Origin of the sequence: Pseudonocardia alaniniphila (assembly GCF_022524485.1) — a bacterium.
Taxonomy (GTDB): domain Bacteria; phylum Actinomycetota; class Actinomycetes; order Mycobacteriales; family Pseudonocardiaceae; genus Pseudonocardia; species Pseudonocardia alaniniphila.
Window position 1 is genome coordinate 46422 of record NZ_JAKXMK010000016.1, and the last position, 12865, is coordinate 59286.

At 69.4% G+C, this 12865-nt stretch carries 17 protein-coding genes; 8 read left to right on the plus strand and 9 right to left on the minus strand.

All coding sequences use genetic code 11. From position 1 onward, the window contains the following. Window positions 1-7: 7 nt before the first annotated feature. Complete coding sequence (locus MMF94_RS19105; protein WP_241038348.1) at window positions 8-451, minus strand: hypothetical protein; 444 nt, start codon at window positions 449-451, stop codon at window positions 8-10. A gap of 82 nt (window positions 452-533) precedes the next feature. Between MMF94_RS19105 and MMF94_RS19110 the strand changes: the two genes are divergently transcribed. Beyond that, window positions 534-1034 (plus strand): GNAT family N-acetyltransferase, encoded by a 501-nt coding sequence (locus tag MMF94_RS19110; RefSeq protein ID WP_241038350.1) that lies wholly within the window; start codon window positions 534-536, stop codon window positions 1032-1034. Here the strand turns inward: MMF94_RS19110 and MMF94_RS19115 are convergent. The 3 genes from MMF94_RS19115 to MMF94_RS19125 form a co-directional block, all read right to left on the minus strand. Beyond that, entirely contained in the window at window positions 1031-1567 is a 537-nt protein-coding gene (locus MMF94_RS19115; protein WP_241038352.1) for a dihydrofolate reductase family protein, read from the minus strand. The genes MMF94_RS19110 and MMF94_RS19115 overlap by 4 nt on opposite strands. Before the next feature lie 61 nt (window positions 1568-1628). Next, window positions 1629-2336 (minus strand): helix-turn-helix domain-containing protein, encoded by a 708-nt coding sequence (locus MMF94_RS19120; protein WP_241038353.1) that lies wholly within the window; start codon window positions 2334-2336, stop codon window positions 1629-1631. Between the two features lie 95 nt (window positions 2337-2431). Continuing rightward, window positions 2432-2656: a hypothetical protein gene (locus MMF94_RS19125; protein WP_241038354.1), complete on the minus strand. Its 225-nt coding sequence runs from the start codon at window positions 2654-2656 to the stop codon at window positions 2432-2434. 166 nt (window positions 2657-2822) lie between these two features. Between MMF94_RS19125 and MMF94_RS19130 the strand changes: the two genes are divergently transcribed. The 3 genes from MMF94_RS19130 (at window position 2823) to MMF94_RS19140 (ending at window position 5353) form a co-directional block, all read left to right on the plus strand. Further along, a complete protein-coding gene (locus tag MMF94_RS19130; RefSeq protein ID WP_241038355.1) occupies window positions 2823-3416 on the plus strand; it encodes a hypothetical protein in 594 nt (197 codons plus the stop codon). A 37-nt stretch (window positions 3417-3453) separates the two neighbouring features. Beyond that, window positions 3454-4497, plus strand: coding sequence for an FAD-dependent oxidoreductase (locus MMF94_RS19135; RefSeq protein WP_241038356.1), 1044 nt, complete (start codon window positions 3454-3456; stop codon window positions 4495-4497). A 148-nt stretch (window positions 4498-4645) separates the two neighbouring features. Beyond that, window positions 4646-5353 carry a DUF1345 domain-containing protein gene (locus tag MMF94_RS19140; protein ID WP_241038357.1) on the plus strand — a complete coding sequence of 236 codons (708 nt, stop codon included), beginning with the start codon at window positions 4646-4648 and terminating at the stop codon, window positions 5351-5353. Between the two features lie 83 nt (window positions 5354-5436). Here the strand turns inward: MMF94_RS19140 and MMF94_RS19145 are convergent, their stop codons facing one another. Next, window positions 5437-5862: a hypothetical protein gene (locus tag MMF94_RS19145; RefSeq protein ID WP_241038358.1), complete on the minus strand. Its 426-nt coding sequence runs from the start codon at window positions 5860-5862 to the stop codon at window positions 5437-5439. Between the two features lie 406 nt (window positions 5863-6268). Between MMF94_RS19145 and MMF94_RS19150 the strand changes: the two genes are divergently transcribed. The 3 genes from MMF94_RS19150 to MMF94_RS19160 all read left to right on the plus strand — a co-directional run bounded on the left by MMF94_RS19150 (window position 6269) and on the right by MMF94_RS19160 (window position 8005). Then, window positions 6269-6766, plus strand: coding sequence for a CinA family protein (locus MMF94_RS19150; protein WP_241038359.1), 498 nt, complete (start codon window positions 6269-6271; stop codon window positions 6764-6766). A gap of 189 nt (window positions 6767-6955) precedes the next feature. Next, window positions 6956-7354 (plus strand): STAS domain-containing protein, encoded by a 399-nt coding sequence (locus tag MMF94_RS19155; protein WP_241038361.1) that lies wholly within the window; start codon window positions 6956-6958, stop codon window positions 7352-7354. Window positions 7355-7414: 60 nt separating this feature from the next. Then, window positions 7415-8005, plus strand: a complete 591-nt coding sequence (locus MMF94_RS19160) for an ATP-binding protein (protein ID WP_241038362.1) — start codon at window positions 7415-7417, stop codon at window positions 8003-8005. A gap of 36 nt (window positions 8006-8041) precedes the next feature. On the opposite strand, the gene MMF94_RS19165 is transcribed toward MMF94_RS19160, so the two are convergent. Genes MMF94_RS19165 through MMF94_RS19175 form a run of 3 tightly spaced genes read right to left on the minus strand, consistent with a single transcriptional unit; the run spans window position 8042 to window position 11597 of the window. Beyond that, the gene (locus tag MMF94_RS19165; RefSeq protein ID WP_241038363.1) at window positions 8042-9652 is read right to left on the minus strand and encodes an efflux RND transporter periplasmic adaptor subunit; all 1611 of its coding nucleotides are present in this window, start codon (window positions 9650-9652) and stop codon (window positions 8042-8044) included. A 23-nt stretch (window positions 9653-9675) separates the two neighbouring features. Then, complete coding sequence (locus tag MMF94_RS19170) at window positions 9676-10896, minus strand: ABC transporter permease (RefSeq protein ID WP_241038365.1); 1221 nt, start codon at window positions 10894-10896, stop codon at window positions 9676-9678. Continuing rightward, window positions 10893-11597 (minus strand): ABC transporter ATP-binding protein, encoded by a 705-nt coding sequence (locus MMF94_RS19175; protein WP_241038366.1) that lies wholly within the window; start codon window positions 11595-11597, stop codon window positions 10893-10895. Before MMF94_RS19175 ends, MMF94_RS19170 begins: the two co-directional genes overlap by 4 nt. Before the next feature lie 473 nt (window positions 11598-12070). On the opposite strand from MMF94_RS19175, the gene MMF94_RS19180 reads away from it, so the two are divergent. Continuing rightward, complete coding sequence (locus MMF94_RS19180; protein ID WP_241038367.1) at window positions 12071-12343, plus strand: hypothetical protein; 273 nt, start codon at window positions 12071-12073, stop codon at window positions 12341-12343. Window positions 12344-12443: 100 nt separating this feature from the next. On the opposite strand, the gene MMF94_RS19185 is transcribed toward MMF94_RS19180, so the two are convergent. Next, entirely contained in the window at window positions 12444-12638 is a 195-nt protein-coding gene (locus MMF94_RS19185) for a hypothetical protein (RefSeq protein ID WP_241038368.1), read from the minus strand. Window positions 12639-12865: the final 227 nt, after the last annotated feature.

Consider the following 12865-nt stretch of genomic DNA (forward strand, 5'->3'; position numbering starts at 1 on the left):
TCGCGCCTCACGGCTTCTCGCGTTGCGCGTGCCGGGCGCGCTTGCCGATCTGTTGCAGCATGCCGCGCGTGATGATCCGGTGGCCGCCCGAGGAGATCACGGCGGCGCGGTAGAGCGCGCCGTGCGGGCCGGGGAAGGCCCCGTGGCTCTGGGCACGCAGGCGGTCGTCGTCGAGGAGAAACGTCAGCCGGTAGCGCGAGAAGTGGTGGCGTCCCTGCAGTGTGAGGCGACGGCCCGGCTCGGCGTCGATGACGCGGAAGCCCGGAACCGTCTCGCCGGGCCGGCCCTCGAACGTCGGCGTGCCGCGTGCCGGGTCGGCGCCGAGCAGGCGCGCGAAGTGGGTGGCGCCGGTCATCTTGTGGTGAAGCACGTGCACCAGCGCCGACCACACCGCGTCGCGGGACGCGCCGGTGGGGACGGCGTGCTCGTCGATGTACGGAAGGTGCTCCATGAGGCGATCGTCCCAGACGGATCGCCACCGCGATCCTTGTCGCGAGCACCGTTGGCGCCGATCTCCGGGCAGAGTCGTCAGCATGCAAGGACTCGCACTGCTCGACGTTCCCGGCGGGGCCGTCACGCTCAGGCTCGCGGCCGCCGACGACCTACCGGACCTGGTGGCGCTGCTCGCCGCCGACCAGCTCGGCGTCCACCGCGAGACTGCCGAGCGCTCGCCCGCGGCGCTTCAGCCGTACCGAGCCGCCTTCGACGCCATCTCCGCCGACCCGGCCCACCTGCTCGTCGTGGCCGTCGACGATCTGCGCCTGATCGGCACGATGCAGCTCAGCTTCATCCCGGGACTGGCCCGCCGCGGTGCGTGGCGGGCCCAGATCGAGGCCGTCAGGGTGCACGAGGAGGCCCGCGGCAGGAACATCGGAACGAAGATGATGGAGTGGGCGATCGACGAGGCGAAGCGCCGGGGCTGTGCGCTCGTCCAGCTCACCACCGACAAGCGCCGCACCGATGCCCACCGTTTCTACGAGCGTCTGGGGTTCGTGGCCTCGCACGAGGGAATGAAGCTCCGGCTCTCGACCTAGTCGGCGGGCGCGTACGCCAGGTTGAGCACGCCGGTCGACAGCACAGCACTGTCGACGAGCTGGAGCTTGTGCGTGGTCGTGTCGTCGAACAGCCGCTGACCGCGACCGACCGCGATCGGGTGCACGAGGAGGCGGAGCTCGTCGAGCAGCTCGTTCGCGAGTAGCCACCGAACCGTGGTGGCGCTGCCCGTGATGCAGATGTCGCCGTCGATGGTCTCCTTGAGCCGACGGACCTCGTCGACGTCGCCGGGGAGTGCCGTGGTGTTGTTCCAGGTCGGCTTCTCGAGCGAGCTCGAGATCACGTACTTCGGCATCGTGTTGAAGTAGGTGGCGAACGGCTCGTCGGTGCTCTCCGGCCAGTACGCCGCCCACTCGTCGTAGAGCTTGCGTCCCATGAGGAACGCCTTGTTCGTTTCCATCCCGGCGCCGACGACGGCACCCATCTCGTCGTTGAAGTACGGGGAGTGCCACTGGTCGGGAGCCTCGACGACCCCGTCGAGAGCGATGAAGAAGTTCGAAACGATCTTGCCCATGGTGGTGGCGATTCCCTTGTCCGTGTGACCGAGTGCGTTGGCGCACACGGTATGAGCGGGATCAGCCCTCGGTCTTGTACAGGAGCGACAGGGGCTCCGCGGCGTCGCGCCGCTGGAGCTGCGTGGCGGTGCGGCCGATGAAACGCGTGAGCGACCTGGACAGGTGCGGCTGGTCGTAATAGCCGAGCCGGTGCACGACGTCGAGAGGTGCGGCACCTTCGGCGAGGAGGATCGCCGCCTGCCGGGCGCGCTCGATCTGGCGGATCGCACCCTGCGTGAGGCCGGTCGCCGCAGCGACGCGCCGCTGCACCGTGCGTGCGCCGATCCTCGGTTGCTCGCCCGCGACCACGTCATCGACGAGCGGATCGCGCACGAGCACGCCCTCCCGCACGAGCCGGGTGACGAACTGTTCCGCGTTCTCGAAGTCGGGGAGTGTCCATTCCTCGCCCCGGCACACGAAGGCCGTTGCGGTGACGTGCGGGCTGTCCAGGTGCGCGTCGACGAGTCGTGCCGCCGGTAGGTGCGGCATCGACGTCCCGTGCGAGAAGGTGATCCCGAACGACTCGGACTCGTCGGGCACGTCGGCCACGCTCGCCGCGGTCTCCGGGCCACGGACACCGACGTGGACGCGGCCGTGCTGCTGCCAGACGACGAGCTCCCAGTTCGACGTCGCCACCGATGTCATCCGCTCGACGCCGGAGCTGCGGCCGCGCCACACCCGCGCGATGTAGAGCGAGTCCGACGGTCGGTCATCGCTCTCCAGTGCCATCCCGCCTCCTCGTCACATGTAGCGGGGCCACGAACGACCCACCCGTGAGGTCGAGCAGCGCGCCCACTGCGATGGACCCGCGGGCCTGCCGCGATTCATATCAGCCGGTCGCCGGGCAATGGGATCGGCGCCGGGCGCTCCTCTTGTACCTCGGTCTCGATTCGAGCCCGGTGGGCGGCGGGATGCCAGATCTCGTCGAACGGACCCATGAGCGACCCGCCACCGCCGCGGCGGCGAACACGAGATGCGATCCACGCCAGGCCGGCCAGGACGACGCCGAAGATGCCCAGGGTCATGAGGGGCGCTACCAGGCCATCCACTTGCCGGACGCTACCTCTGCGAGCGCGCGTGCATCGGGCTCTGCGCGCTTCTCGCGTCCGCCGGTCCGTGCTTGTCGCCCATTGGGCTACAAGCCGCAGGAATCGTCGTGTGGCAGGGTCGGCTGCACCGTCGAATTCGTTCTTCTGCATGAGGAAGGTGAACCCCGTGCCCAAGCGGCCTGACGAACGCGAGCCCCGCGGCGACGTGGTGATCCGATTGGACACTCCCGAGGAGCTTTTCGCGGCCGACCCCCGCTCGCTGCTCGTCGGTTCGCGCCGGCTGGAGAGCGGGGTGGAGGAGCTGGTGGACCTGTTCCTGGCCATGAAGAAGAAGGTCCGCACTCGCCGCATCGTGCTCGAGATGGCGGGCGAATGCTCCCCCGAGCTGGCCGCGTGCCTCGAAGGATCTCTGCGCCGCTACTGCCGGCTGCGGATCGAGCGGGCGAAACGGCAGGGCGCGGTGATCTGGCGAAGCGGAATGCGGGCGCTCGTCAGCGGCTCGCTGTTGTTCTTCGTGGGCGTGGTGCTTTCCTTCGGCTTCACCCGTCCCGGGGAGGACGAGTTCTGGGCGGAACTGCTCGGAAACGGTGTCTTCCTGGTGGTGGCATGGGTCGGCCTCTGGTATCCGCTCGACCTGCTGTTCATCGCCCGGCAACCGGTGAAGCGGGAAATACGCGTGCTGACCGAGGTCCTCAAACTGCCTGTGGTGGTGCAGTCCCAGGGCGCGCCGGCGCCAGGGGACGCCACGGTGGCGTCGTGACTCGATCACGGGAGATGCGCGCCGTACGCTGAGTTCGGTGAGGGTCGCGGTCGTCGGCGGCGGAGTGGTCGGGCTGTCCACCACGGCCGCGTTGCTGCAGCGCGGTGTGGACGTGGTGTGTTACGAGCAGGCGGGCGAGCCGATGGCGCAGCGGTCCGCCGGGTCGTCGCGCATCTTCCGGCTGGCTCATGCCCTGCCGGATCTGGTGCGGCTCGCCGCGGTCGCCCGGGCCGGATTCGGCCGGTGGGAGAGCGCGAGCCGCACCTCGTTGATCGGCCGGAGCGGCTGTGTGATCAGCGGTGAGCAGATGCCGGTGTGGGCGGCGGCGATGGCTGCCGCCGGTGCGGCGCACGAGGTGGTCGACGGAGCGTCGGACGGACTACGGCTCCCTGCGCGCACACCGCCGTCCGAGGCGTTGCTCGACCCTGTCGGCGGCGTGATCGACGTCGACGCGGTGCGGGCCCATCTGACGGAGCTGACCAGGGGAGCCGTCCTCCGGGCGCAGGCGTACGCGCTCGAGGACTCCCGTGGCGGCGCCACCGTGTGGAGTTCGGCCGGGGAGGCCCGATTCGACGCGGTCCTGCTGGCGGCGGGAGCCGGCACGTCGCCGCTCGCCGCGCAGGTCGGCATCTACACCCCGCCCGCGCTGGCGCACCACGTGCGATTCACGTTCCCGTTCGACTCACCGGTGGCGTGGCAGTGCTGGATCGACACTCCCTCCACCGACCTGGGCACCTACCAACATCAGACCGGACCCGGAAGCTGGGCTGTGGGAGGGCACCTCGATCCCGCACTGACGGCGTGGGAGGTAGGTCGCGAGGCGGCCACCACCGCCTCGCGTGACGCCGTGCTCGCGTACGCGCGCCGGCACCTCGCCGTCGAGCCGCGCATCGTCGACAGCCTGTACTGCGTGACCACTCCCGATCTGGGCGACGGATTCGAGTTCCGCCGGAACGGGCCGATCCTGGCGGTGTACGGCGAGAACCTGTTCAAGTTCGCACCCCTGTTGGGAGACGTACTCGCCGCTGCATGCGTCGACGGGTCGACCCCCGCGGTGCCCGATGTCGCACTGAACTACTAGCTCGCGGAAACGACCGAACGTAACCGGCCGGCAACAATTCGGCAGGTGTCTCGTCGAAAGCGGGGCCAAGATCAGCGCGGCTGACGACGGCGGGCAGACTGCAGCACCTCGTCGTCCATTCGATCCGCGATGAACAAGGAAACAATAAGTGAACGAGCAGATCACGCCTGTGGCCACCGCCGAACCGGACGCTGCCGAACATCCGTCGGACTCCCGCTCCCAACAGGTCTCACCGGGCCGATGGGTGACGCGTGCGGTCGACGTCCTGCTGCTCCTGGCCAGCCTGGGGACCATCCTCAACCCCGAGGACCCCGCGGTGGACTACTCCGCCTACGTGCTCACGAGCATGGTGTGGACTCTCTTCGCCCTGTGCTACATCGGGATCCGGGTGTCGCGGGTGCGTCGAGCGCGACGTGGAGACCAGCGCTGGCCGCAGCGGCTGGCGGGCCGCCGGACGAGCTATCTGATCACACTGGCCACGGCAGTCACCCTGTTCAGCGCCGGCCTGGATATCGCGACGGTCGAAGGCAGCGATGACGTCCAGACCGTCGTCCAGTTCTTCGGGGTGGTCATGGTGCTGCTCGCCTGGGCGATCCTGCACCTGGGCTATGCGGAGCGTTACGCCCGGCTCTACCTGAATGCCGGCGAGCCTCCGTTCTCATTCCCCGAGACGCCGGCCCCGACGCTCCTCGAGTTCGTCTACTTCTCATTCGCGGTCGGAACGACGTTCGCCACGTCCGACGTCGAGGTTCGCTCCACCCGCACGCGCGGAATCGTGCTCTGCCACGGACTGCTCGCGTTCGTCTACAACACCGCGATCATCAGCATGGTGGTCGGCCTGCTCACCGGGAACTGATCGCTCCGAGGTCCGGGTCGGTCGTGAATGCAGAACGCTCCCCGTGCTGACGAGCTCGGGGAGCGTTCCGGCGGCGCGGCGGGTTACGGGAGCAACAGCTTCTCGACGGCCAGCTGCTGCACCTGTCCCACGACCCGTTCTTCGTCGGCGGCCCCGGTGCTCTCGAGGATCACCAGGTGCTCGGGCAGGAACACCTGGCGCTGCAGCGCCAGCTTCCGCTTGAGGCTGTTGTCGGTGTACCGGATACGCACGTCGGTGGCCGGGTAGTCGTTCATGGTGAGCTCTTGGGAGCTGATGAGGAGGCCGTCGTAGATCTCGGCGGAGAGCTCCGCGGAGCGCTGCAGGTCTGCGTGCGTGACCGGCTTCCCCAGCATGTCGTCGGGCCTGCGGACGATGGTGATGCGGGTCTCGACCTCGACCGGACCCTCCGTCGAGCGGTAGGCGAACATCGGGAGGCCGGCGTCGGACGGCACCGGGCCGAGCAGTGACGCCGTGACGCCGCTCTCCACGTCGTGAACCGGTGTCCACGAGGTGACCCTCCACTGCCTTGCCCTCCACTCCTCCTGTACCCCGGCGTCCGGCGTCGCGCAGCCCGCTAGGCACGTTGCCAGGACGGTGAGGACGATCGAGGTGACGACCCGGCCTAAGCCGTGCTGGGGGGACGCGCGCATCGAGTCCTGTTCGGGGGTCGAAAGGGACGGTCTGTCAGAAAAGACGGGCGACAACGGCATTATGGACATGGACCATGGGTTCTATTGTCCGATTGGGTTTTACAAGGCAGTGAGGCGTTCGTCCCGTAAGTTCGGATCTCACCCACCCTGCACTACATTCTTACCTGCGGATTCTGCCGGACGTCCCGTGTCGTGCACCACTGCGGGGGCGTCGCCACATTTGCGACCGTCGTAGGTTGGCCGAATGCCGTCCACATCGCTCACCACGCTCGCCGGTCAGATCGCGGAGCAGCTCACGTCGCGCCGACAGACCGTCGCGGTCGCCGAGACCTCCAGCGGGGGGCTGATCTCGGCCGCGCTGCTCTCCGTGCCCGGCGCCTCGGCCTACTACCGCGGCGGCACGGTGACCTACACCAGGGACGGCGTCGCGGCGCTGTTCTCGGGCGCAACCGACATGGAGCCGGGCGATCGAGGCGCGTGCGAGCCGTACGCGCGTTACCTCGCGGCGTCGGTGGCCGCGAAGCTCGGTACGGACTGGTCCGTGAGTGAGGCAGGCGCGGCGGGACCGTCGGGCAATCGGTACGGGGATCCGGCGGGGCACACATGGGTGGCGGTCGCGGGGCCCGACGGATACCTGCGCGCCGAGCACCTCCTGACCGGAAGCGACGACCGTGAGGCGAACATGGAGTCCTTCGCGGCCGCCGCGCTGAGCGCGCTTCTCACCTCGCTGACGGCCGCCTGATCAGCCGTATCACGAACTGTCGGCCATGGTCACCGGTAGAGTTTCTGGGCCGATGGATCGGTTGGCCCCGTGGCCGGCGGGACGGTTCGACCACAACATTCCACCGGACGGTGCCGCGGCCACCTGACGGCCACGGGTCGTCCGCGCCGCGGTGAACCGCGCCACCCGTCCCCGGTACGGTCTGGACTGGTGAACAGCGGACAGGACGGAATGCCACCGCCCGAGGAGTTGATTTCGGTCCGCCGAGCCACTCGCGGGCGGGCCGTGATCCTCACGGTCGAGGGCGACGTGGACGTCGCCACAGCATCGGTGCTCCGCAGAGCGGTGGACGAGGCGCTGTCCGAGGCCGGGCCGCATCCGCTCGTGATCGACCTGACCGGAGTGACGTTCCTGGCCTCCCGAGGGCTCCGCACCCTGGTGGAGGCGCACCGGGAAGCGAGTGCGTCGAGTCCGCTGCGGGTGGTCGTCGACCACACCCGCCCCGTCATCCGGCCCCTCCAGCTGTCCGGTCTCGACCGGATCCTCACGTTGTTCCACGACGTCGAGGATGCGTTGAGTGGCCGGCCGGAGGTCGACGTCTCCGAGTGACGGGCAGCACGTGAAAGCCCCGGTCGGCGCAGGCCACACCCAGGCGGCACACTGGCCGCTATGCCGCCCCCCTGCGACGTCGACCCAGAGGGATGGGGGCCGCTAGCCGGTCCGGACCCGTCGCCGAGCCCAGCACACCGGGCGAGCTCGGCGGCTGCGGCTGCGCCCATCACGGAGACCACGTTCACCTTCCGGGTCGCCGCGCACGTCACCGCCGCCTGGCAGACGCGGGCCCGGATCCGGGGCTGGCTGGAGGCGTTGCAGTTCCCGGCCGAATGGGTCGATGACGTCGAGTACGTCGTGAGCGAGGCCGTCAGCAACTCCGCCGAGCACGCCTACCTCCCGGAGAACTCCGACGGGCTGATCACGATCGAGGCGGAGGCCTTCCCCGTGCGCGCTGCCGAAGGCGACCACGAGGAACTGTGGCGGGTGCGGGTGCGAGTGGCCGACGACGGGCGGTGGAAGCCGCTGAACCCCGAGCAGCAGCACCGCGGCCACGGGCTGGCCGCGATCGCTGCGCTCGCCGCCGAGGTCACGATCCGCCGTGGCGAGGAGGGGGACTCGCCGGGCACGGAGGTGATCGTGGTCAGCCCACCTGCACCTCGGCGTGCCCGAGTGGAGCGCCTCAGACGGGGCCCGTCGGCTCCCTGAGCAGCGAACGGGCCCCGTCGGCGAGCACTTCCGGAATCAGCTGGTGGACGGCCCCTGCGGCAGCAGGAGCTCCTGACCCTCGGTGAGCCCGGAGACCACCTCGGTGAACTCGTCGCCGGCGAGCCCGGCCTGGAACGGGGTCGGGATCGGCGCGCCGTCCGGTCCCCGCACGTCGACGACCAGACGGCCGGCGTCGGTGCGAGTGGCGGCGGACGGCACCCGCAGCACGTTGTCCACGGCCTGCACCATGACGTTGGCGAGCGCGGTCTGCCCGTCGTGCAAGCGGTCGTCGTGCTCGGTGAGAACGATCGTCGCGTAGTACCGGACGACCCCGGTGGCGGAGTTGCCCGACGGCGCGATCGCGAGCACGGTGGCGTCCGCCCGCAGGTCCGGCACGGCGTCGACGGTGACCTCGACCCGCTGGTTGGGCGCGACGCGCGACGCGTCGGACTCCTCGAACGGCACGACGAGCTGGAACGAGTCGATGTTGTTCAGCACCATGAACGTCCCCGCGCCGGGCGCGGCGCTCGGCCCGCCGCCCCCGGAGCCACCCGACGGCGCGACCTCCGGCAGCGCCGCGCTGCTCCCGGGCGCCATGGCCGTGGTTCCGGATGCCGCGGCGACGAACTCGCCCGTCGCCCCGTTGATCACGGAGACGACACCGGCGATGGGAGCCCGCAGCACGGTGTTGTCGACGTCGCGCTGGGCCAGCGCCACCTGCGCCTCGGCGTCACGGACGGCGGCCTCCTGGGCGGAGGTGTCGGCGGGCTTGTCGCTGCCGGCGCCGTCGAGCTCGTTCTGAGCAGAGACGATGCTCTGCTTGGCGTTCTCGATCGAGAGCCGCCCCGACGCCTCGTCGACGTTCTCGCGCTCCTTGGCTGCGTCGAGCGCCGTCTGCGAGGAGAGGACCACGCGCTTGGCGTCCTCGACCGCCTGCTTGTCGGCGGTGATGCGTTCGCACGCCGGGTTGGGAGGTGGTGTGGTCGGGGGCGGCTGCGCCGCCGGGGCCGTACCGAGAAGCCCGGACGACGTGGACTGCCCCTCATTCTTGGTCGTCGCTTTGTCCTCGTGCCCGTTGTCGCTGGGCTTCGAGGATCTGGATCCGCAGGCCTTCTTGTCGTCCTCCAGCCGGTCCTCGGCCAGGTCGAGCGACCTGCGGTCGAAGTCGAGCTGCTTCTGGGCCCGGTCCGTGGCGGAGTAGTTCGCGTTGTTCGTGGCCTCCACCGAGTCCTCGGTGGCGTCGAGGATGTTCTTGTACTGGTCCAGCGTCGCCTGGGCCGCGCCGATGGAGTTGCCGTTGCGGATCTTGTCCAGCTGCGCCTGCTGCTGGGCGAGCCCGGCCTTGCGCTGCTCGAGTGTCTGCCGGAGGGCGAAGTCGTCGAGCCGGGCCAGCTCCTGGCCGGCCTCCACCTTGGTGCCGACGCCGACGAGCACGTCCTTGAGCTTGCCCCCCTGGGGGAAGCCGAGGTTCTGCTGCGTGATCGCCACGAGCGTTCCCGACGCCGACACCGTGGTCGCAACGGTGCCCCGATCCACCCGCAGGGTGGGCGGAGGCGGCTGCTCTGCCGTGCACGCGGTTGCGCCGACTACCGCCATAACGGCGATCGAGAGCGTCACCCGGGCACGCCGCCGGGTCGATCGGGACATGAGAGCTCCTGCCATGGTCACGTTCACTGGTAGCGGAGGGCCTCGATGGGGCGCAGCCGTGCCGCGCGGTTCGCCGGATAGCCGCCGGCGACGAGGCCGATCAGCAAGCTGATCGAGAAGGAGAGGACCACCGAGCCGACGGACACGACGGGTGGTGGGAAGTCCGGGACGAGCTGGGGCAGCACCGCGGCACCCGCGAGCGATGCGCCGACGCCGATCAGGATCCCGACCAGGCCGCCCAGCCCGCTCAGGAACATCGACTCGAGAAGGAACTGCTGGAGGATCACCCCGCGGCGGGCGCCGATCGCCTTGCGGATGCCGATCTCCCGGGTCCGCTCGGTGACGGTGACCAGCATGATGTTCGCGACGCCGATGCTGCCGACGACGAGCGAGATGCCCGCGACGGCACCGGTGAACAGCGTCAGGAACGTCAGGAACTGCGAGGACTGGTCGAGCAGGCTCTGCAGTGCCTGGACGTTGAAGTCACGTTCGGCCGGCTCCCGGATGCCGTGCCGGGCGGAGAGGATGTTCGTGATCTGCTCGGTGGCCGCCGGCACCGTTGCCACGGAGTCGGCCCTGGCGATCATGCTGCTCAGGCTGTCGCCGCCGCCGAGGAGATAGCTGCGCGCCGCCCCCAGCGGCATGATCGCCACGTCGTCCTGCTGGCCGCTGACTTCCGCGACCCCGATGACCCGGAAGATCGTGCGGCCGATCCGGATCTCCTTGCCCAGCGCGGTGGCCGGGGCGCCGCCGAAGAGCTCGTTGACCGGGTTCGGGCCGAGGATCACGACCTTGGCCTTCGTCCGGACCTCCGACTCGTTGAAGTTCCGGCCCACCTGCAGGTCGCGGTCGTTGACCTCGAGATAGTCGGCGGTGGTGCCGACGATCGACGTCCGGTACTGGCCACCGCCGACGAGCTGGAGCAGCCCGGTGCCGCCGACGACCGGCGTGACGGACTCGACGTTGGGCGCCTTCGCGGAGTCCTGAAGCGCCTCGAGGTCGGCGTCGGTGAGATCCCGGGCGCGTCCGCCGCTCGGCGCGCTGCCCTGGGTCGGGTTCACGGTGATCTGGGTGGCCAGCGATCCGAAGATGTCGTTGAAGCCGGACTGGATGCCGTTGCCCAGGGCGACGAGGATGATCACCGCCGCCACGCCGATGACGATGCCGAGCGTGGTGAGCGCCGAGCGGAGCCGGTTGGCCCGGAGACCGCGCATCGCGATCCGGGCCGTCTCGAGCAGGTTCATCGATCGGCCCCGACTCCGTTGCGCACGCCGTTGCGAACGTCGCGAACGATCTTGCCGTCGCGCAGTTCGATCACCCGCTTGGCGAACTCGGCGACCTCGTCCTCGTGGGTGATCAGCACGACCGTGCGTCCCGTGTCGTTCAGCTCCACGAGCAGTTTCATGATCTCGACGGTGGACGCCGAGTCCAGGTTGCCGGTCGGCTCGTCGGCCAGGATCATCGCCGGATCGGTGACCAGAGCCCTGGCGATCGCGACGCGCTGCTGCTGGCCGCCGGACAGCTCGTTGGGCATGTGGCCCTGGCGCTCACCGAGCCCCACCCGCTCCAGCGCCGTACGAGCCCGCGCCCGGCGTTTCCGGTGGCCGACCCCCGCGTAGACGAGCGGCAGTTCGACGTTGCGCACCGCCGAGGTCCGAGCGATGAGGTTGAAGGACTGGAAGACGAACCCGATCTGCTGGTTGCGGATCTCGGCGAGCCGGTTCTCCTTGAGCCTGCTGACGTCGATCCCGTTCAGCATGTACTTGCCGGACGTCGGCACGTCCAGGCAGCCGAGGATGTTCATCATCGTGCTCTTGCCCGATCCGGACGGGCCCATGATCGCGACGAGGTCGCCTTCGTCGATCTTCAGGTCGACCGCGCTCAGCGCATGAACCTTGATCGGTCCTGTGCGGTAGAGCTTGGAGACGGCCTCGAGCTCGATCACTTTCCCCCCATCGTGGGAACGACCGAAACCAGGAAAGACGTCCCCGTTACTCAAACGGCGCAAAGCCGTCGGAGTTACATCCCCGAAGTCCACTCGACCGAGGGGCGGAACGACGTGCATCGTCACGCTCAGTAGGTCCGTCGGCGCCCGTCGCTGCCCCGTACCAGGTCGAACCCGTCGCCGCAGTGCGGAAGGCCCGGGGTTCGGCCACCGGCCGCACTCATCACGAAGTGTGACGCACAACACGTTGATCGCCGGTGCGCGGCTGAAGGAGGAGGGGCTTCCTCGTTCGCATTCCGGTGAGCGGCCTTAGGCCGGGCGGGCGAATGGGTGAGTGCTGACGTGGCCGTGATAGAGCAGTCCGGGATCTTGGCAGAATTCTTACGCCGATAGTCAGTCCTGCCAGTTCCCTGGGGAGTCGCGTCGCGGCAGCCTTGACGTAGCGATTCGACGCTCTGGAAGGGATGACGACGATGGCCGGGCGGGTTCGTGACCTGATCGACAGGGTCCGCACTGCGTTCTGCAACTTGAACGAGCTGGAGCAGCGGCGGGAGCTGCTCGACCGGCCCTGGGAGGAGGACTTCCTCCACTGGGCCGCGGACGGGACCCTCCATGGTGATCGGATCCCGCCGGCCGGTCGGCGCCGGTACAGCACCACGTCGGGTGGATGGTGCCCGAGGCTCGCGTGCACCGCGGCCGGGGAGGCGCCGACCCGCCGTTTCCCGGGCCGGATGGCCGACGAGTGAGCGCGCTCCGCGGGACTGCCGGGCAACCGGCGTAGCGGCACGTTGCCGGAGGCAGCCTCACCGAGGTCGTGGCCCACGGCGGAGGCCGGGCCGTAACGGCTCAGGCCGCGGTGGCCCCGCCGCCGTCGATCGGTGTCCGACCGGCCAGGTGTGAATCACCGGCCCATTCCACCGACGGCTGAGCCGTGACGGTGACGGTGCTGTCGCAGTTCCAGCACCTCGGCTCGACGGCTGCGTCCCGGCCTTCCACGTCACAGGACGCGCAGTACCAGTGTGCGACGACTCGAACGGGCATCGTGGCCTTCCTGCTGGTTCTCGGAGCCACGCTGTTCCCGACGGGGCTGGGCCTGCGGCCCGGTGAAGCTCGTACATCCAGTGCACGCCGCCGAATTGAGTAGTGCAAGTCGGTGCGTACGGATCCTTCCGAAACGCCCACATTGCGGTACGTGATTGCGCCCATCTGGAAGACGAGTCGGCGGCGATGGACTTCGCAGTTCGGGGCCGGGCGCGCCGAGTTTGCGC